Source organism: Burkholderia sp. Bp8984 (genome assembly GCF_003853755.1).
GTDB lineage: Bacteria > Pseudomonadota > Gammaproteobacteria > Burkholderiales > Burkholderiaceae > Burkholderia.
The window spans coordinates 1-18837 of the sequence record NZ_QTQN01000049.1; the positions used below are offsets into that span (position 1 = coordinate 1).

The 18837-nt window shown below is 58.1% G+C and carries 16 protein-coding genes and 3 pseudogenes; 11 read left to right on the forward strand and 8 right to left on the reverse strand.

Translation table 11 applies throughout. The features are described 5' to 3' along the window. Positions 1-198, forward strand: a pseudogene (locus DID98_RS32515) (ABC transporter ATP-binding protein); the annotation flags it as partial. 707 nt (positions 199-905) lie between these two features. On the opposite strand, the gene DID98_RS32520 reads toward DID98_RS32515, so the two are convergent. Next, positions 906-1610, reverse strand: a complete 705-nt coding sequence (locus DID98_RS32520) for a haloacid dehalogenase type II (RefSeq protein WP_124524281.1) — start codon at positions 1608-1610, stop codon at positions 906-908. 105 nt (positions 1611-1715) lie between these two features. Between DID98_RS32520 and DID98_RS32525 the strand changes: the two genes are divergently transcribed. Beyond that, the gene (locus DID98_RS32525) at positions 1716-2570 is read left to right on the forward strand and encodes a LysR substrate-binding domain-containing protein (RefSeq protein ID WP_059619746.1); all 855 of its coding nucleotides are present in this window, start codon (positions 1716-1718) and stop codon (positions 2568-2570) included. A gap of 187 nt (positions 2571-2757) precedes the next feature. Here the strand turns inward: DID98_RS32525 and DID98_RS32530 are convergent, their stop codons facing one another. Further along, positions 2758-3672 carry a LysR family transcriptional regulator gene (locus DID98_RS32530; RefSeq protein WP_124489509.1) on the reverse strand — a complete coding sequence of 305 codons (915 nt, stop codon included), beginning with the start codon at positions 3670-3672 and terminating at the stop codon, positions 2758-2760. A 120-nt stretch (positions 3673-3792) separates the two neighbouring features. On the opposite strand from DID98_RS32530, the gene DID98_RS32535 reads away from it, so the two are divergent. From DID98_RS32535 to DID98_RS32555, 5 genes are read left to right on the forward strand one after another with little or no spacing between them, the layout of a single operon-like run. Then, a complete protein-coding gene (locus DID98_RS32535; protein WP_124524282.1) occupies positions 3793-4506 on the forward strand; it encodes a type 1 glutamine amidotransferase domain-containing protein in 714 nt (237 codons plus the stop codon). A gap of 8 nt (positions 4507-4514) precedes the next feature. Further along, positions 4515-5369, forward strand: coding sequence for a type 1 glutamine amidotransferase domain-containing protein (locus DID98_RS32540; protein WP_260426326.1), 855 nt, complete (start codon positions 4515-4517; stop codon positions 5367-5369). Positions 5370-5425: 56 nt separating this feature from the next. Continuing rightward, positions 5426-6220, forward strand: coding sequence for an SDR family NAD(P)-dependent oxidoreductase (locus tag DID98_RS32545; RefSeq protein WP_124524283.1), 795 nt, complete (start codon positions 5426-5428; stop codon positions 6218-6220). Positions 6221-6234: 14 nt separating this feature from the next. Beyond that, the gene (locus tag DID98_RS32550; RefSeq protein ID WP_124524284.1) at positions 6235-6525 is read left to right on the forward strand and encodes a putative quinol monooxygenase; all 291 of its coding nucleotides are present in this window, start codon (positions 6235-6237) and stop codon (positions 6523-6525) included. Positions 6526-6555: 30 nt separating this feature from the next. Next, the gene (locus DID98_RS32555) at positions 6556-7761 is read left to right on the forward strand and encodes an L-dopachrome tautomerase-related protein (RefSeq protein WP_124524285.1); all 1206 of its coding nucleotides are present in this window, start codon (positions 6556-6558) and stop codon (positions 7759-7761) included. 293 nt (positions 7762-8054) lie between these two features. Here the strand turns inward: DID98_RS32555 and DID98_RS32560 are convergent, their stop codons facing one another. Then, positions 8055-8924, reverse strand: a complete 870-nt coding sequence (locus DID98_RS32560) for a LysR family transcriptional regulator (protein WP_119338660.1) — start codon at positions 8922-8924, stop codon at positions 8055-8057. Positions 8925-9516: 592 nt separating this feature from the next. Here DID98_RS32560 and DID98_RS32565 point away from each other — a divergent pair. Further along, complete coding sequence (locus DID98_RS32565) at positions 9517-10119, forward strand: hypothetical protein (protein WP_124469844.1); 603 nt, start codon at positions 9517-9519, stop codon at positions 10117-10119. Positions 10120-11031: 912 nt separating this feature from the next. On the opposite strand, the pseudogene DID98_RS32570 reads toward DID98_RS32565, so the two are convergent. After that, a pseudogene (locus DID98_RS32570) lies at positions 11032-11431 on the reverse strand (IS3 family transposase); the annotation flags it as partial. A gap of 72 nt (positions 11432-11503) precedes the next feature. On the opposite strand from DID98_RS32570, the gene DID98_RS32575 reads away from it, so the two are divergent. Further along, a complete protein-coding gene (locus DID98_RS32575) occupies positions 11504-12553 on the forward strand; it encodes an IS110 family transposase (protein WP_124524286.1) in 1050 nt (349 codons plus the stop codon). 243 nt (positions 12554-12796) lie between these two features. On the opposite strand, the pseudogene DID98_RS32580 reads toward DID98_RS32575, so the two are convergent. The 4 genes and pseudogenes from DID98_RS32580 to DID98_RS32595 form a co-directional block, all read right to left on the reverse strand. Continuing rightward, a pseudogene (locus DID98_RS32580) lies at positions 12797-13051 on the reverse strand (transposase); the annotation flags it as partial. Between the two features lie 187 nt (positions 13052-13238). Continuing rightward, on the reverse strand, positions 13239-14540 hold the full coding sequence (locus DID98_RS32585; protein ID WP_124524287.1) for an MFS transporter: 1302 nt from the start codon (positions 14538-14540) through the stop codon (positions 13239-13241). Positions 14541-14601: 61 nt separating this feature from the next. Then, a complete protein-coding gene (locus DID98_RS32590) occupies positions 14602-15684 on the reverse strand; it encodes a glycerol dehydrogenase (protein WP_124524288.1) in 1083 nt (360 codons plus the stop codon). Positions 15685-15867: 183 nt separating this feature from the next. Beyond that, the gene (locus tag DID98_RS32595; RefSeq protein ID WP_124489518.1) at positions 15868-16692 is read right to left on the reverse strand and encodes a shikimate dehydrogenase; all 825 of its coding nucleotides are present in this window, start codon (positions 16690-16692) and stop codon (positions 15868-15870) included. Positions 16693-16932: 240 nt separating this feature from the next. Between DID98_RS32595 and DID98_RS32600 the strand changes: the two genes are divergently transcribed. Both DID98_RS32600 and DID98_RS32605 read left to right on the forward strand, forming a co-directional pair. Further along, the gene (locus tag DID98_RS32600; protein WP_124524289.1) at positions 16933-17802 is read left to right on the forward strand and encodes a transketolase; all 870 of its coding nucleotides are present in this window, start codon (positions 16933-16935) and stop codon (positions 17800-17802) included. Positions 17803-17804: 2 nt separating this feature from the next. Beyond that, complete coding sequence (locus DID98_RS32605) at positions 17805-18791, forward strand: transketolase family protein (RefSeq protein ID WP_124524290.1); 987 nt, start codon at positions 17805-17807, stop codon at positions 18789-18791. Positions 18792-18837: the final 46 nt, after the last annotated feature.

An 18837-nucleotide genomic window follows, 5' to 3' on the forward strand; every position in this document is an offset into this window, starting at 1 on the left:
GTCGAGAAGATCTTCGAAGTGGTGCGCGAGATCTCGAAGGAGGGCATCACGGTGCTGCTGGTCGAGCAGAACGCGCGCCTCGCGCTGCAGGCGGCGGACCGTGGCTACGTGATGGATTCCGGCACGGTCACGATGGAAGGCGACGCGAAGCAGATGCTCGACGATCCGAAGGTGCGGGCTGCGTATCTGGGTGAGTAACCTCGTGAACAAGTGCGGCATGCCGACGATGCTGGTCGAAACGAGCAATGCAGGGAGTGATATCACATGACTTGACTCTCACGCCTTCGTGTCCTGAAAGTCCGGACATTCGCATCGACCGAACCGACTGATTGCGATCGGATGTGTCGAGGCCAGTACCGGACCAATCATGTAGATGATCCAGCCACATGAGCTGGCAGAATGCGTTTGTGCTGGAGCGAACTGAGCTTGAGGCCGTCGTTGGAAGTTGGAGCGCGTTGCATGCAAAGCATCCACGACCTTTGGCATCGGGAGCAAGAGGATCCGACCTGAGCGCCCTTCAACGGCTCAAAGAGAGAAGTCTCAGTCGCCTTACCAAGTAGACCGGCACCATGCCGATCAAGTTTTTCAGCGGCCGGTCCGACAAGTGATCTTGGGAAACCAACGGGTTCTTGCCGGTGTCGGAAGCGGAGCAAGATGGGTGGTGGAGCGGGGCAGTCCTGGAGCGAGAGTCATCCTGATTTGCGTCGGGATTCAGCGTCGACGTTTCGGGTCACCGGATGCAAATCGTTACGTGTCGTTCTGGGATCAGGGTTTATGTGCCGGACCGCGATCAGTATGTCGATGATGAGAAGCGTGTGTGATGTACCCCGATCGGAACGCGTCGCTTCTTCCGGCAATATTGCATGCACTTGGGCAAGCCGTGATCGGGGTAACGGGACAATGGACTACCAGTTGAGCGTAGCAAAGAGTTCCGGTACTTCGTGCAGCGTCTGTAACGTCGCGTCTGGAGTGTAGTCCGGCAGCAATTTTCGACCCGTGCCTCGATCAATCCACACGCAACGAAATCCGATGTCTCGCGCCGCTGCGTGGTCCAGATGCGGGCTGGCGCAAATGTGAACAACGTCGTCCTTCGATACATCAAGCTGTTCGTGCGCGTAATCAAACAGCCGACGTGCTGGTTTGTAGGCCCCGGCCTGTTGTGCAGTAATGACCCTGTCGATATAGCCGCCAAGTTGTGCGACGTTGCCTGCAATAATGTCGTCGTCCGTATTCGAGACAATACACAGACGGTATCCCATTGCTTTCAACTTCCCTAGCGTGCCGACGACCTCGGGAAACGGTGGCATCGCCGCAATCCTCGAAGTCAGCACTGCGGCGTCGCTTTCGCTCCCGGCAAGCCCGAATTCCTCCAGCGCAAGTCGAAGGCCCTGACCGGAAACCTGACGGAAGGTGCGGTGGGGCGATTGCTGCTCGAGCTCATGTTCATACCGGTCGTAAACCTCGATGAATCTGGATGCGTCGACCTCCGTTGCCTGCCGTTTTCCAAGAATCTCGCGTACCGCTGCCAGCAAACCTTCGTCCCATTGAATGAGCGTGCCGTAGCAGTCGAATGTCAGCCATTGTGGCCGACTCGTATCTTTCAGTGACATCATTGTTCCTGTTTGGCTAGAAGACATTCGCATCATAGGCAGAAGGTCTCATATTTAGAAATTAGATAATAAAATCATTGATATTTAAATTTCAAATGACTGACCATGTTTGATCTCGAGCTACTGAAGACGCTGATTTGCGTCGTTGATGAAGGCAGCTTCACTCGTGCAGGCGAACGTGTTCATCGCACGCAGTCGACTGTTAGCCAGCAGGTGCGAAAGCTGGAAGAGTCGGTAGGTCGCCCGCTGCTGCTCAGGGACCGTTCGGGGAATCATGTCGTTGCCACCGAACACGGTGTCTTGCTCGCGCAGTACGCGCGGAGGCTGCTGGCGTTGTCGCAGGAAGCCCGCGAGGTGCTCCAGCGCGACGTCAAGCTTTCGCCGGTTCGAATCGGGGTCCCGGAGGACTTCGATGCGCGGCGCATGTCGGCAATACTCTCGGGTTTTCTGAAGGTCCGACCGGATGTGAGGCTTGAAACGTCGGCGGGTATGAGCGCGGATTTGCAAGGCAAGCTTGCCGCGAGGGAAATAGACCTCGCACTCGTCAAGCGGGAACCCGGCAGAGGCGACTGCTTCGCGGCTTGGCCAGAGTCGCTTGCTTGGGTGCGGGGGCGGGATGCTGATCCCCCGAAGCCGGATTCGGATGAGCCGATCGCGCTTGCGCTTTTTCCCCACGGATGTATTTACCGTCAGCGGGCGATCCGCAGTCTCGACAAGGCGCAGCGTGCCTGGCGCATAGCGTTTGGCAGCCAAAGCCTTACTGCGATTCAGGCAGCGGTCGCCGCAGGTCTGGCTATCTCGGTGCTACCGAAGTCTGCGATCTTGCCGGAGCATCGAGTCTGCACCGATTTGCCTCCATTGCCACCGTCAGAGCTTGCGCTAGTCGGCACCGGCGATATTCTTGACAACGCACAGCGAGATATGGTCGATTTTTTGATCAAGCAAATCAAACGCGCGTAACCGCCCGAATACGAAAAGCCTTAAGACATGCCGGCTTCAGGCTGATTTCAACGTGCTTCGAATCGTTGCATGAAGCCGCTACGCCACTTGCATTCACTAGTGCCGTTCAATCGTGGCAATCAGTGAGCCGTTCGAATTTCCCGAACCCGTGCTGAGCGCTGAGAGTCCATCAACCATCATTCTGCTTTCATTTGGATGAATCGGGGGTAGACGCGACAAGCATGTCGATCAGGGCCCGTGATGCCGCAGACAAGCGACGATGAGGCGCATAAATCACAGAAAACGGCCGTGTGCGGCCACGGAGGTGGGGCAGCAGTTCGACGAGAGTTCCGGCCTGAATCCGGTCCCGAACAATAAAATCATAGGTCTGGCAGATGCCGGCGCCGCTCTGCGCCATTGAAACGACACCCAGCACATCGTCGGAGACCGCGACGTTCGAAGGCGGCAGCCAGTCGATGTCCTGACCGCCGTCCTGGAACACCCACGGTGCGATACGGCCGCTGCTGGGCAGCATGAAAGGCAAGCAAAGGTGGCGCTCCAGATCGGCCACGTTTTCCGGAATGCCAGCATTGGCGATGTAATCGGGCGACGCTACCAGGCATAACGCTGCATCTTCGAGCTTGCGCGCGACCAGTCCACTGTCGGGCAATGCGCCTAGCCGGATCGCCAGATCGAAACCTTCGGCCACCAGATCGACGTTCCGGTTCGCGATATTCAACTCCACGCGAACCTGCGGGTGTTGCTGCGTGAACTGCCGAAGCAGCGGTGGCAGACGATAGTGTCCGTACGTCGTCGGTACGCTGAGCCGGACATGACCTGTCAGCGCGCCGTCCTGCCCCTGAATGGCGCGCTCGGCATCGTCGATCAACAAGAACGCTGCGCGCGATTGTTCCAGATAGAGCCTGCCTTGCTCCGTCAGGCTCAACCGTCGGGTCGAACGACGCAGCAATTGCACACCCAGCCGAGTCTCCAGGCGCGTGATAGCTCGGCTCAGAACCGAAGGTGTGCTGCCTAAGGCCACCGCGCCGGCGGTCATCGAGCCTTTTTCAATTACCGTGACAAACGCTTCCACATCACCGAGATGGTCGAATCTTCGCCCCATCTTGTCCTCCGGAGAACAGAAGATTTACTTCTGACTCAGTTTATCTCCTCCATTGAGTCAAATAAAGTGGGCGCATTGTGATCCGTCGTCGGGTCACCCACTGAAATCGAGGAGCGAACCATGAATAGTGAACATCGCGACCGGCAGGACTTGTCCGTGCTGTTCGTACTCACGAGCCACGCGACGAAAGGCTCGACCGGCGAGCCGACCGGGTTTTATCTCGGCGAAGTGACGCATCCGCTTGCCGAGCTCGACGCGGCCGGCATCCCGGTCGAATTCGCGTCGATTCTGGGCGGCGAGCCGCCCGTCGACGGGCTTGACCTGACGGACGAAGTCAACGTGCGCTATTGGAACGACAGTGCTTTCCGCGACGCGCTGCGCCACACGCAGAGACTGGGCGATGTCGACGCGTCGAAATATGCGGCTGTCTTCTTTGCAGGCGGCCACGGTGCGATGTGGGATTTTCCGGGCAATCCCGACGTGCAAAAGGTGACTCGCGCGGTCTATGAGGCAGGTGGTGTGGTCGGTGCGGTATGTCATGGCCCCGCCGCGCTGGTGGATGTGACCCTCGGCGACGGAACGTACCTGGTCGCCGGCAAGAACCTCAGCGCATTCACGGATGAAGAGGAGCGCGCGGTTCAGCTCGATCGCGTCGTGCCTTTCCTGCTCGCGAGCACGTTGACACAGCGCGGCGCGCATCACCATCCCGTACCGAATTGGACGGCGAAGGTCGTCGTCGACGGACGTCTCGTGACCGGCCAGAACCCGCAGTCGGCTTCCGGCGTTGGCGCGGCGATCCGTTATCTGTTGCTGAATCACTCAGGGCAGGCCTGAAATTCCCCATGGAGAACGCTATGCATTCGATGCGCAAGCTCGCCGTTGCCGCCATGCTCGGCATTGCAGCGTACAGCGCTCACGCGGCCAACGTGCTCGTGGTGTTGTCGGATTCCGATCACCTCGATCTGAAGGACGGCAAGGTCTTCGCGACGGGCTTCTACCTGAACGAACTGATGCAGCCCGTGAAGGCCTTGCTTGATGCCGGCCACCAGGTGACCTTCGCCACGCCCGAGGGCAACGCGCCCGCGATGGATGCGACGTCTGCCGACAAGATGTACTTCAACGGCGACGAAAAGGCGATGCGCGGTTACCAGGCTTTGCTCGACAAGCTGCAAATCACGTCGCGCTCGCACTCTCCCGTGATCAGTCTGTCGCGGGTGGAGCAGATCGGTTACGGGCACTTCGATGCCGTCTATGTTCCCGGCGGCCACGCGCCGATGCAGGATCTTCTGACCAGCCCCGCGGTGGGCCGACTGCTGGCCGATTTTCACGCGCGCGGCAAGACCACGGCGCTCGTTTGTCATGGTCCGATTGCGTTGCTGTCGACCCTGCCCGATGCACAGGGCTTTGCACGAAAGCTCGCCTCGGGGAACGCGAGCGGCAGCTACCCGAAATGGATCTATTCCGGTTACCGCATGACGGTGATCAGCAACGCGGAAGAGGAGCAGGCAAAAGGACTGCTTGGCGGCGGAGTGATGAAGTTCTATCCGCAGACCGCGCTGCAGCAGGCCGGCGGCATCTATAGCAGCAACGAGGTGCCATTTACCGCGCACATGGTGACCGACCGCGAATTGATCACCGGTCAGAATCCGGCCTCCGCACTCGACGTCGCGGGCGAGATGCTGAAGCGGCTGAAGTAATGCCACGCAATGGACCGGCGTAGCCGGTCCTTCGACGAGCAAGGGAGAAGCAAACGGTGGATCTGCAACTTGAAGGTAAAACTGCCATCGTCACCGGCGCCACCGCTGGCATCGGTATGGCCATTGCACGAACGTTGGCCGGCGAAGGTGTGTCGGTCACGATCACCGGGCGTCAGCGTGACAAACTCGACACCGCCGTCGCCGAGATATCCGCTACCGCGCATCGCGGCAGCGTGCGCGGAATCGTCGCCGATGTGAGCGGCAAGCGAGGTGTCGCGGAACTGATCGAAGCGCAGCCGGATACGGATATTCTCGTGAATAACCTTGGCTACTACGAATCCAGGGCCTTCGCCGAGATCACTGATGACGAATGGCTGCGAATGATCGATGTCAACGTTATGTCGGGCGTACGGCTGTCACGTCATTACTTTCCTCGCATGCTTGCGAAGAACTGGGGGCGTGTCATCTTCATGTCCAGCGAAGTCGGGGCGTTCACGCCGCCGGACATGGTGCACTACGGTGTCAGCAAATCGGCCCAGCTCGCCGTCTCGCGCGGAATGGCCGAACTGACGAAGGGTACGGGTGTGACCGTCAACAGCGTACTGCCGTCCGCTACGCGCTCCAAAGGCATCGTCGCGTATTTGCGGCAGACCGCGCCACGGCCCGATATGACCGATGCGGAAATCGAATCCCACTTCTTCGACACGTATCGTCCGAGCTCACTGATCACCCGCATGATCGAGGCCGACGAGATTGCCGCCATAGTGGCGTTGCTGGTCAGTCCTTTGGGTGCCGCATCCAACGGTGCTGCGGTGCGCGTCGAAGGCGGCACTTTTCGGTCGATTCTGTGAACAGGTGCCTCGATATGTCAGCCCACGTCATTGTCGCACTCGTAGAGGCGAAGCACGGTTGCGAAGCGGCGCTGGTTCAAGCCCAGCAGGAACTCGTCGAGATGGCGCGCCACCAGCCCGGCTGCCTCAGTTACGAACTGCATGAATCGCTGGATCAGCCGGGGATGGTCGTCTTTTTTGAGCAATGGGCGGACCGCGCGTCGTGGGAGTACCACATGCGCAGCCCGCTGATGGACGCATTCCGCGCGACCGCCGGTCAATGGATCGAAAACTTCAAATTGCTGCATCTGCATCAAGTCGCATAACCACATCTAACGAATTCACCATCCTTCATCATGTTCGAGCGATTGAGTCGAGTTACGTCATTTGCTTTCGCAATTGCCTTCATCAGTTGCGCGACCGCAGCGACTGCGGTGGCCGATACCCGGCTCGAACGCTGGCGGAGCTACGCCGGAGTAAGTTGGGAGATTCCGAAAGACGGTGGGGATCCCGCGCCGTTCGCTGGCTCGGTCAATGCGCCGATTGCCGGGCTTCATTTCGACGCACGCGGTACCGCATATGTGAGTACCCCGCGGTTTGTCGCCGCGTCGACACCGGCGACGCTGAGCAGGCTGGATACTCGGGCAACTACCGGCCCGGCGCGACTGACGCCATTTCCGTCAATGGAAGGCAATTCCACAGCAACTGCTCCGAGCGAGCATTTGCGCAACGTGCTGGGCTTCTACGTCGATCGGAAAAACGACTGGCTCTGGGCACTTGACATGGGGTTCGTTGCCGGCGAATCGGAGGCACCTGCTGGAGCCCAGAAAATCGTGGTGTTCGATCTGAAATCCGGACGAATCGTGAAGCGCATCGCCCTCGACGGTGTGGCCGATCGTGTCGGCAGCTTCCTCAACGACATCGTCGTCGACGAACACAGGCGCATCGCGTATGTTTCCGACAGTGGCTCGCGCAGTTCACCGCATAACAAGGTCGGACTGATCGTCGCCGATTTTGCGTCAGGCACGGCGCGACGTGTGCTGGACGGGCATCCGTATTTGCAGGTCGAAGCGGGGGTAAAGGTCGTCTCCCATGGCGTTGAAGTATGGCCGGAAAAGCCGCTGCTGATAGGTATCAATGGTATCGCGCTGTCGCCGGACGGTGCGACGCTGTATTGGACCGTGACGACAGGAACACGCGCACGTTCGGTTCCGACCGCCGTTCTTAGGCTGCACGGTGCAACAGATGAGCAGATCGCCACGGAGATTCGTGATCTTGGTGCTGTCGGTGGCAACACGGACGGAATCGTGACGGATTCGCACGGTGTGCTCTACATTACCGATGTCACGCACAATGGCATCGTGAAGTACGAACCGGGCACGAAATCGATGTCGTTGATCGCATCCGACGATGGCGTGCATTGGCCGGACACTCCGGCTCTGCTTCCGACCGGCGATCTCGTCTTCACGTCGAGCGCGCTGAGTGACCATGTCGCAGGTCTGGTCCCAAACGGTCACGAGCGCTACGAGTTATGGCGGATATCGATCGGCGGCGGCAAGTAATTGGGAGTCGGGGCTGCATCTGTATTGGGCGACAGCCGTTTTATGGCCAACCGAGAATAGAACGGCGTGTGCGCTTGCGGCATTGGCTCCTGGTGTGACGGCGAAGGGTGCTGAAAGCCATGTGCCTGAGCAACCTGAAATTGCGCGGTTAAATTCGGCGATCCGATACGAGTCCGTTTATGCCTTGTGTCGAAACCGTGGCTGTTTCAGATCATTCTCCGGCGCTCTGATTCATCGCCGCGAGAGGATGTTGATCATCGGCGAATAGACTGATCTCTTACGCCATCATTCCTTTAATTTTCCTGATCGTCTAGGATTTTTTCGATTTCACTGCAAAGAAAAATTACGAGAGGACGTTGTTCAAAGCTGACTGGATTCACTTTTGCAATTAAGGCAAGTTCGGTCCCCGGTAAATCGGGCAGCTTATCGGAGGACGACAGGATTCGATGGGAGGGCAAGACGGCAGATCTTGGCAATACGCCAACGGCCAAGCCGGCAGATACCGCGGCTTGAATTCCGGTCAAGCTGGGACTTTCGAAACCAACTCTCCATCGTATTCCTGCTTTTTTGAGAGCATATACCGCTCGTGCCCTGTAGATGCATCCTCGAGGAAAGACTGCCAATGGCAACACGTCGTACGGCGTGACAGTCTGCCGGTTTGTCACCCAGACGACGGACTCTGGCCAAGACGCCACACACGCCCCCGTTCCGGGTTCCCGTTTTACCAAGGCGAGTTGAAGCTGATCAGCAGCAAGCTTCGCATGCAGATCAATACTCATGCCGCTTGCTATTTCAAGTCGAATGGACGGGTTTATACAGGCGAATCCGGAAAGAACTTGCGTAATCCGGTCGACCCGAAAATCTTCTGGTATTCCAATTCGAATTTGAATCAAATCCCGGTTGGCCGCAAGAGCATTTTTTGCTTCCTGGGCAAGTTCAATAAGACGACGCGCGTAGGTCGCCAATATTTCACCCTGTTCCGTGACGACAACATTGTTACCACTTCTATCACGGACGAGCAACGTGTGTCCAAGTGATCTCTCGAGCCTCGATATTTGTTGACTTACTGTGGATTGCGTCTTGTGGATTCTCTCCGCGGTTCTCGTAAAGTTCCGCTCTTCGACGACGCACAGCAGGGTGTTCAATAGATCGAGGTCAATCATTATCGGGATGTGCTGAATCTCGGAATTAAAAACGGTAATTCATTTCCTTGACGATTGTCATTCGGTGGCGCGGAACAATAGTTTTGCTCGACGGATCAAGATTTCCGTCTTGCTTGGAGCGCCATCCATGGAATTGTCGCGAATCGCATGTGGTGGCTGGGAGTAAGGCGGTTTGGCATTTGATGAATAAAATGGGAGTTTTTGATCTTCACATATTCAAATAGTCGATCGTGATTGTATGTGGAATGGCTGAGCTGGTGTGCATGAGAGGCATATTATTATAATTAATAACACTTATCGAGATATTTAATTTCCTCGTAAAAATGAGGCGGGTTAGGCTGCGGGTTGTAAATTGGAGTCAAGAATGAGTTATGGTCGTGTGGGGTGGTGTCACGGCCCGGTGGTGCTTCCGAGGTAATTATCCGAATGGGACCCGCTGCACGGTATTCGATGCGGCTTTTTGCAAATATCGATTCGCTGTAATGATGCGGTGTGCTGATGTATTGGTTGTTTTGTTGTGGGTGGTTATTTGAAACTTAGAAACTTTCAATGAATTTGGGGGTGTCGGATGAGGTGGCGCATTGCGTTGTTCATGGGAATTTCGTCGCTTGCGGTCAGTGCGTGTGGAGGGGATGACGGAGCTGTAGGTTCTCCTGCCAGTGTGCTGACGCAGCAGTCTGCATCCGGGCAGCAGTTCGAATCGAACTCCCTTTCGACCGCCGGGAAAAATTCCGTCGCGATCGATAAGGACTATTCCGTAAGAAAATCTGCATGGGTCAACTTGTCGAGTGGATCCATGGGGATTGCAATGCAAGAACTTGGCCGTTCTGCAACAATCCAGTCCAGCGATTCGGTGAATCCCGCAATTCAGAATCAATTTGACGGGGTGATTGTGAACGCAGATGAAGATTTCGGTCGCTATAAAGAGAAAGTATCCAGTGCGCTGAACGAAGGCTATCTGATAATCATCGATTCATCGGGGAGTGCCGATAGTCAACAGCGCGTTCTCGACCTTAGTATCGAATTGGCCCATGTCGGGCGCAAAGCAGCGGTTGCGTTGCTGTATAAGGGGGCGCCGGATGAGGGGGTAGGCGTACTCGCATTTGATGCCGCAGAGCGAGATGAGTTGGCCACGCTCTTGCCCAAACTCGGGCGACGTGGAAGCGATTCGTTGATTAAACAAAAAACGCAATGATTGCGGGGTGAATCGAATGAAAATTGAATCCTCTCGATATGCCGTTCTGGCAACATTGCTCGCGGCTTGCCTGGGCTTGCTTTCCCAAAATAGTCACGCTCTCGCTACCGGAACAACGAAGTGGGTGACGGATCCAACGATTTCCGCTGATCGAAATAATTCGTATATTTCGTACTATTCCAATCAAGGTGCCCAAGGAACGTATTGGGTGTGGAGGGTCCAAAAATATTATCCCGAATTTACGCTCAGTTGCAGTACGCCGTCGAATAGTGGATGCACAGCGAACAAGACAGAAGGCCGTAGCACGTCGATCACGAGGCAGTGGACGATCGGTATCGATTTATCCCCGACCTTCAAAAGCCAAGGCGGCGGCCTAAGTGCCTCCTATAGTCAGGCCGTGACGCAAGAGCAGAGTTTCACCATTGGGCAAACAATCTATGTGCCATCCGGATCTACGGCGTATGCGATGATAATCGCGCTCGATAAGTACATTCCAGCGGCGGATTATAGAGGTGTTTGGAGGGCGACGGGAAAAAGGCAGAATCCGACGTGTACCCAGTGGGGTTGTGGACCTTATCGTTACGAAATGCGATGGGATAACGACTATACATTCTCAACATGGAAGGGCCATATGGTGACGTATCACCGTGCTTTCATGTGTGCGACAAGAGATACCGTCGCGCCCCGAGTCGGGGACGGCCCGCCGAAGGGTTGCTCGTTGCCACCGATACCGTATTGACTTGGACGAAGGCCCTGGCAGGCTCCGCCCCTTTTTCGTCGAGGGGCGATCGGCCGTGCGGGGCCAGATTGTTTCGATGAGTGATGGGCCCGATTTGAGTGAAATCGTACCGTCGCGCAGAACGGCGAACCAGCAGTTGAAGTGACTAGCGGTGATCGACGAGTACGCGCGTGAATGGCCGTTGGCGCACGCGTCGAATACGAAGTCGTACGCCCAAACGTGTCGTGCCGCCGTCGCCGGCTGCGGCCGAGGGCGATGGACCGACACGCGTCGACGGGGTCGCTTGCGCGGCACCTGCAACCCGGCAAGACGCCACAGCCGCCAAGCCCGGTCGGCGCTCATCGGGTGACCTTGCCGCTCCAGAAAGATCTGGATGCGGCGGTAACCATAACGCGGATATTGCGCCGACAGAATGCTCATCGCTGCCAGCACCGGCGCGTCCCGCACGGCCAGCGTCGATTCGTAATGCAGCGCCGATCGGGCGACCGACATCAGCGCGCACGCACGTCGCTCCGACAGGCCCCGTGCTTTCGCGTAGGTGACCTGCTGGCGTCGGGCGGGCGCGCTCACCACTAATAGGATGGTCCGCCCCTCCCGCAGTCGCATAATCGGCGGTGACACGTACAGCTTCCGAGGAGGTGTGTCATGAGTCAGCCTGTCAAACCTGTCGTGGTTCGCATGGGCATCGACATCGGCAAATCAGCGTTTCACGTCGTCGGACTCGATTTCGCTGGCAAGCCGGTGTTCAGAAGCCGCTTCACTCGCGAACGCCTCATCGAATTTCTCGCCCGTGCGTCACCAACAGTTGTCGGGATGGAGGCCTGCCCCGGCAGTAACTGGCTTGCTCGTAAGGCCGTCCTCTCAGGTCACGAGGTCCGGATAGTCCCCGCGCAGTTCGTCAAACCGTTCGTCAAGTCCAACAAGACGGACATGATCGACGCAGAGGCGATTGCCGAAGCGATTTCCCGTCCCACCATGCGCTTCGCACAGCCGAAGACAGAGGCCCAGCTCGATTTACAAGCGCTACACCGTGTCCGGCAACGACTCGTCTCCAACAAGATGTCCGTCATCAATCAGGCCCGTGCTTTTCTACTCGAATACGGTCTCACCATCAGTGTCGGCGCCGCATACTTCGTCCGTGACATGCCGTCGATTCTCTCAGATGACCAAAACGGACTGACTCCGTCGATGCGCCGCCTGCTCGAGGAGCTATGGCAGGAATATCGTTCCATCGAGGCACGTCTGCTGCAACTTCGGCAGCAAATCGAATCTATTGCCAGCGCCGACGATGCTGCCACGCGACTGACATCAGTCCCGGGTATCGGCCAACTCACAGCGACGGCCATTACTGCTTTCGCCGGAACAGGCACTCAATTCAAATCCGGTCGGCATCTGGCGGCCTGGCTTGGGCTTGTGCCGAAGGAATTCTCGACGGGTGGCAAACAGTGCTTGCTCGGAATCAGTAAGCGCGGCAATCCCTATTTGCGCAAGCTGCTTGTGCACGGCGCTCGTTCCTGTGTGCTGCATCTCGATCGAACAAAAGATCATCTCGGTGCCTGGATAGGCCGAATGGAAGCACGGGGCATACATCGCAACAAAGTCATCGTCGCTTTGGCCAACAAGCTCGCAAGAATTGCGTGGGCCGTACTGACCCGACAAGGCGCGTTCTATCTTAGGCAACCGAAACAGCAGTAGGAGGCAATGAACACCCTTCCAAGTTTGCAGGCTGATACCTGATGACGAAACTGTGCTACGGCGTTCGGTAAACCCGGGACAAAAAAGCGGTCCTTGAGGTCAGTCCATTTATTGGGAACCGAGCGCGCATATCCCATCATGGCCTTGCCGCCAAAAGCGGCTGACTCGCGAGAGGCCGGATACATTTACGCAGACTGCTTCGTCACACAGAACCCGCTTGCAAAACCGGGGCGGACCATACATTTTTGCGTTGATCTCTTTCATCACGTCCAGCTCGAGATCGCGCTCGGCCAGCATCTTCTTCAGCCGCGCATTCTCTTGCTCGAGCTGCTTGAGCCGCTTCACGTCGGCAGCCTCCAGCCCGCCGAAATGTTGTCGCCAGTTGTAAATGGTTTGCTCGCTGACCCCGTGCTTCTTCGCAACTTCCGCGACCGGCGCCTTGTCCGCCTCGCGCAGGATGGTGACCATCTGTTCTTCGGTAAACCGGCTCTTCTTCATGACTTCCTTTTCTCCGTTGGAAGCCATTCTCTCAAGTTTCAACTGGTCCGAAAATTCCAGGGCAGGTCATCTTCCGTAAACTTGCTCGTCTTCATGACATGGCCTTCGTGTCCCAGTCGGACACGTCATGTCGAATTTCTCCAGTTTTGACCCTGACTATTTCCTAGATCAGGGTCGGTATCCAAGCTCATTCGATATCGTCCAGCTTTACCCCGGTGTTGTTTTTCCATGTCAGCACGGCGCAACTCGCGACTACGGCCACCACGATAAGATAGACATTGAATAGCTGCCCCCTGTTGATGGAATACAACCATGCATTCAGATATGAGGCGGTGCCGCCGAAGAATGCGACCGCAAGTGAAATGAAGAAGCCGAAGAGACGGGTGCGGTAGCGTGTCGGCACTTGTTCCGAAATGGCTGCAGGCTTGCTCCCGGTGATAAATGCAACGAGCACGAGCCCGACCGATTGCGTGACAAGCAACGTCCACGGCTCGCTGGAAATCAAGCTCCAGAGCGGAAAGATGGTGATCGAGATGCCGAGTAGCGAGATGAGCGTTGTAACCTTGCGTCCTGTGAAATCGGAAAGGCGTCCAATGAGCGGAAGCGCGATCAGATAGATCACCTGGGCAATGCAACTCATTGCGAACGCGCGGTGCGGATCCATGTGCTTGACACTGATTGCATAGATGGCCGCGGACGTTACCCACGTATAGTAGGTAAGCGTCGAACCGGCCTCATACACGAACAGCTTCAAGCCTTCACGCACGACCTTGGCCCGTGGCCACGGTTTATGACGGGCGTTAGTCGAAGCGTCAACGCTGATGCTCTCCACCATATTGCGGCGCAGCCATAGCGCGAATATCGCGAGAAACCCGCCTGACGCGAACGGCACCCGCCATCCCCAGTCCTGCATGGCGTTCGGTGAAAGGAACGCCGTGAGCGACGCAAGAAAAAAGGTGGCAAGCAGCGAGCCGGCGCCGACCGAAATGAACACGGCACTCGACCACAAACCACGCTGCGCCGGAGGAGCGATTTCGGCAACGTAGGCGTAGGACGCAGTTGTTTCGCCGCCGTGCGCCGCACCCTGCACGAGTCGCGCTACCAGCAATGCAGCCGAGGCCCAACTGCCGATTGCGTCATATGGCGGGATGATCGCGATCAGAAGGCTCGCGAACGCCATGAGGAGCATCGTACTCAAGAGTACCGAGCGGCGCCCGATCCGGTTGGCGATCGCGCCGAATACGATGCCACCCAACGGGCGGGCGAAGAAGCCTGCAGCGAATACGGCCAGCGTACCGAGCAGCGACGATGTCTTGTTCGTATTATCGAACAGCGCGCCAGCAATATAGACCGATGCGACCGTGTAGACCGTCCAGTCGAACCATTCGAGTAAATTGCCGAGGCTGGACGCGATCAAGGATCGCCGATGAGATGAAGGTTGCGACGTGGCACGTCGCGACGACGAGGAAAGATGAGAAAGGTAAGTCATGAAGTCTCCAATTTATTGTCGCGGGAAATGTTTTCGCGCCCGGTTCGCGCTGCCTGTGGGCTCAGGCAGTAGCGTGGTCGATGGCTTCCATTGCCGCGACGATGTCCGCGATGCCGAGCGTGCGCTCGAAATTTGCCGAGTAGGGTGCTTGTAACGTGAAGCGAGCGACGGTCTCGTAGTGCTCGCGAGTGACGACGCCAGAACCCAGGTCGCACAAGCGGACCGGCAGACCAATGCGCGCATAGAGGCCGATCATGTCGCGCATGAAGTCCGGTGCTCGACGTTCGAGATGTAGTTGAACGAGCAGCGCGTACGCGACCTGCAAGCCGTGTGGTGCCCGCGCCGACGTTTCGAGCCGGGACAGGCCACGCGTCATCGAGTGCGCGATCGATAGCCCCGCGCTTTCGAAGCCCAGGCCGCTCATCAGAATGACGGCTTCGACAAGCCGGTCGAATACCGGAGCAGTGCGGCCGTGCTTGAGCTCGGCCAGCGCCGTCTCCGCGTGGGCGCGAATGATCGAAAAGCACTCGCGCGCGAGTACGTACGCAGAGTAGGACGGCCTGGCGCCGAACATGTTTTTGCCGTCGCTGTGCAGGCACTGCTCTGCTTCGAAGTATTTGCTGATCGCATCACCGATGCCGGCAAGCAGAAAATGTGTCGGCGCCTGCGCGATCAACGTTGTGTCAACCAACACGTACGTGGCGCTGCGCCGCAAGTGCCTGACCGCCACGAGTTGATGATCCTCGTCGTAAACCACATAGTTTTTGGAAGTTGGGGAGTCGTTCGATGCAACGGTGGGCACGGTGATCAACGCGCAATGTGCAGCATCGACAAGCGCCTTTCCAGCGTCGAGCGTTTTGCCGCCACCGATCGCAACAACGACTTCGTGGTCGAACGAATGCGCGGCCTGCTCGAGCTCGCGAATCTTTCGATCCGTAAGTTCACCGCTGAACGCAATCCAGCGTACGTCGATTTCGTGCGCGGCGCACGAGGCCGCGATTCGCGATCCGAACTGTTCTTTCACGAAGCAGTCGCAAAGGATCAGCGCACGCTCCGAGCATTCGCGAATGTATTGACCGATATCGTCAAGGAGTCCGTCGCCCTGGATGTATCGGCCCGGAGAGCCAAAAATGAGTGCAGTCATGATTTCGAGTACCGGTCGAATAGAATTAGATATGGAATCCTGAACAGATGAATCTCATCGGATGCATCAGTGACTAGGGTGCAGTAAGCGTGCCGGAATCGCCGATCGGTTTGCTTGCAAGGACCGCGTATCTGGGTGGCGAGCTCGCTGAGACGTTGGGCGACAAGGACGCCAGCCTCAGCCTTACGCATTCACGGTGGTGAGCAGGAATTCGACAAAGTGATCGAGTTGCGACATAACCATGTGTTCGCCACGGTGAGTGCGGGCGCCACGCGCTTCAGCTTCTACCAGAAGCCGCGTGACCGCGGGCTGCATGATCACCTCAGCGACGACCATTGCGGGCGTCAGCTTCGACGTGTCGCAGGGCAGCGCGTCGTCAGGTTTCAGACCTAGCGACGTTGCGTTGATCACGATGTCGTGATTGCCTGGCTCGTCGCTGCCCGCTTTTACCTCGCAGTTCGGCACTGCCTTTCCGACGAGTGCCGCCAGGTCGCTTGCTTTTTCTCGACTGCGGTTCGCGATCGTCAGCCGTGCAATGCCCTCGCGCGCCAGTGCCAACGCAAGGGCAGTCGCCGCTCCACCTGCGCCAAGCAAAAGCACGCGCTTGCCCGCGAGCGCGATGCCCTCGCGCAGCATGCCGGCGACAAAACCGGAACCGTCATACATTCGCCCCGTGTAACTGCCGCTCGCGTTGCGGCGGACCGCGTTCACAACGCCGAGCAACGATGCGTCGCCATCGAGTTCCTCACACAGTTCTGCCGCCGCCTGCTTGTGCGGAATAGTGAGCACGACACCGGCCAGATTGGCGATGTGCCGCAGTCCGTCCCATGCCTGCGTCAGATGCTCGGGACGCACGGCCCACGGAACCATGATCGCGTTGATGTTCTTCCTCGCGCAAAGGGCATTGAACAGTGTGGGCGTCCGGACGTGAGCGGACGGCCACGCCATCAGGACGATAACCTGTGTTTCGCCATTGACCGTGGGCGAGGAGGGTGGAGTGGTCATCATGCGTGTCTCCGTGTTGTTTGAAGATATATGATGCATCATTTGAGGGCGATACGGCAAGGTCAATTTGCGGAGCGCGATTCATGATTGCCGGAATGCCACGCGTACACATCGACAACAGAAGACAGGGCACGTCGATCATTGCGCTATCATGATATATGATGCATCATGTATGAAACGAAGGCGGAATGCCGAGTCTTGCCGCGCTCGCCTCGTTCCTTTCAGGTTCCAATAGGAGACTCTATGTCGACAGCATTGCAGGAGAGCGATCAGGCGCTTTCCAGGGAGACGCTCGCGCAGTTGCGCGAGAAGGCGCAATTCGTCCGCCTCGAGACGATTCGTCTGATAGAAATCGCGAAGACGGGACACTACACGTCGGTGTTTTCCGCAGCCGAAATCTTTGCCGCGCTTTACTACGACGTCATGGCACTGCGTGCCGGCAACCCGCAATGGAAGGATCGCGACCGGTTCACGATGGGCAAAGGGCACGCGGCCGTCGGACTTTTTCCCATTCTTGCGGACTACGGGTTCATCGACCGGGAGACGCTCGATGGCTACTCCCGTCTCGGCAATCCGCTCGGCGATCATCCGGACATGACCAAGGTTCCGGGCGTCGATTTCAGCTCGGGGTCGATCGGCCACGCGCTATCGAACGGTGCCGGCATGGCCAAGGCGGCGCAGATGGCAGGCAGCCCCTTCAAGGTTTTTACGTTGCTGGGTGACGGCGAAATGCAGGAGGGGCAGGTATGGGAAGCCGCGCTGTTCGCCGCGCATCACCGCCTCTCGAACCTCATCGCGATTGTCGATCGCAACGGCTATCAACTCGACGGCAAGGTCGACGACGTCATCGGTATCGAATCGCTTGCGGAGAAGTGGCGCGCCTTCGGCTGGGAGACGCATGAAGTAGACGGCCACGATCTGACCGCCCTCGTGCCGCTGCTGCGTCGTGTGAAGGCCGACCCGGTGCGCAGCAAGCCGGTCTGCATCATCGCGAAGACGGTCAAGGGCAAGGGCGTGTCGTACATGGAAACCGAACCCGGCTGGCATCTCGGCTATCTGGCACCCGATGACGCGCAACGGGCGATCGAAGAAATCAAGAGCAAGGTGATCTAAGCATGTCTACTCCGCAAAATCCCGATTCGTGGCAGTACCGCGCGCTCAACGCGCGCAATCCTGGCCTCGACTATCTGTCCGATGCGCTCATCGATCTCGCGCGCGAAGGTCATCCCGTCGTCGCCGGCTCCGCCGATCTCCAGTATTCGAACGGCTTGAACAAGTTCGCCGGCGAATTCCCGGAGCGCTACGTGCAATTCGGCATCTCGGAGCAGAACATGGTTTCCGCCGCCGCCGGCATGGCGACCACGGGCCTCATGCCGTTCGTCGCGACCTTCGCATCGTTTCTCGGCCTGCTGTGCTGCGAGCAGATTCGCATGGATGTCGCGTACTGCAAGCTGCCGGTGCGGCTCGTGGGTCACCATACCGGCATCTCGCTCGGCTTCTACGGTACCTCGCACCATGCAACGGAAGACATCTCGACGATGCGCGCGATTGCGAATCTGACCGTCATTTCGCCCGCCGACGGCGCGCAGCTCGCCGCCGCGATCCGCGCGTCGGCCACGTGGCCCGACCCGATCTACTTCCGCATCGGACGCGGGCGGGATCCGAAAGTCTATGAGGATGGTGTCGAGTTCACGATCGGCAAAGCCATCGTTCATTCGGTGGGACGCGACGTCGTCATTATCGGCTGCGGATTGCCGGTCGCCGGTGCACTCGAAGCGGCTGACAATCTGAGGGCGGAAGGCATTTCGGCGGGCGTGATCGACATGCCGACCATCAAGCCGCTCGACCGTGACGCCATTATCGCGGCGGCGCGACAGTCGAAGGTGCTCGTCACGGTCGAAGAGCACAACGTGATCGGCGGGCTGGGTGCGGCGGTGGCCGAGGTCCTGGCCGACGAGGGGCTCGGCGTGCGGCTCGTGCGGCACGGAATCTACGACGAGTACAGCCTGATCGCACCGCCGACGCATCTGTATGCGCACTACGAACTCGACGGTCCCGGGATCACCCGCGTTGCGCGAGCCGCGCTCGCGAAGGCGACCTGACGTGCCAGCCGCCCGCAAAACAGCTCACCGTATCGCGGGCGGCACG

Coding starts and splice junctions, on each gene's coding strand:
- DID98_RS32530 (WP_124489509.1), bottom strand. CDS start 3,672: ATGGGGCGAAGATTCGACCATCTCGGTGATGTGGAAGCGTTTGTCACG.
- DID98_RS32560 (WP_119338660.1), bottom strand. CDS start 8,924: ATGATTGACCTCGATCTATTGAACACCCTGCTGTGCGTCGTCGAAGAG.
- DID98_RS32595 (WP_124489518.1), bottom strand. CDS start 16,692: ATGATGACCACTCCACCCTCCTCGCCCACGGTCAATGGCGAAACACAG.
- DID98_RS32575 (WP_124524286.1), top strand. CDS start 11,504: ATGAGTCAGCCTGTCAAACCTGTCGTGGTTCGCATGGGCATCGACATC.
- DID98_RS32540 (WP_260426326.1), top strand. CDS start 4,515: ATGGAGAACGCTATGCATTCGATGCGCAAGCTCGCCGTTGCCGCCATG.
- DID98_RS32550 (WP_124524284.1), top strand. CDS start 6,235: ATGTCAGCCCACGTCATTGTCGCACTCGTAGAGGCGAAGCACGGTTGC.
- DID98_RS32535 (WP_124524282.1), top strand. CDS start 3,793: ATGAATAGTGAACATCGCGACCGGCAGGACTTGTCCGTGCTGTTCGTA.
- DID98_RS32605 (WP_124524290.1), top strand. CDS start 17,805: ATGTCTACTCCGCAAAATCCCGATTCGTGGCAGTACCGCGCGCTCAAC.
- DID98_RS32600 (WP_124524289.1), top strand. CDS start 16,933: ATGTCGACAGCATTGCAGGAGAGCGATCAGGCGCTTTCCAGGGAGACG.
- DID98_RS32525 (WP_059619746.1), top strand. CDS start 1,716: ATGTTTGATCTCGAGCTACTGAAGACGCTGATTTGCGTCGTTGATGAA.
- DID98_RS32585 (WP_124524287.1), bottom strand. CDS start 14,540: ATGACTTACCTTTCTCATCTTTCCTCGTCGTCGCGACGTGCCACGTCG.
- DID98_RS32520 (WP_124524281.1), bottom strand. CDS start 1,610: ATGTCACTGAAAGATACGAGTCGGCCACAATGGCTGACATTCGACTGC.
- DID98_RS32565 (WP_124469844.1), top strand. CDS start 9,517: ATGGGAATTTCGTCGCTTGCGGTCAGTGCGTGTGGAGGGGATGACGGA.
- DID98_RS32555 (WP_124524285.1), top strand. CDS start 6,556: ATGTTCGAGCGATTGAGTCGAGTTACGTCATTTGCTTTCGCAATTGCC.
- DID98_RS32590 (WP_124524288.1), bottom strand. CDS start 15,684: ATGACTGCACTCATTTTTGGCTCTCCGGGCCGATACATCCAGGGCGAC.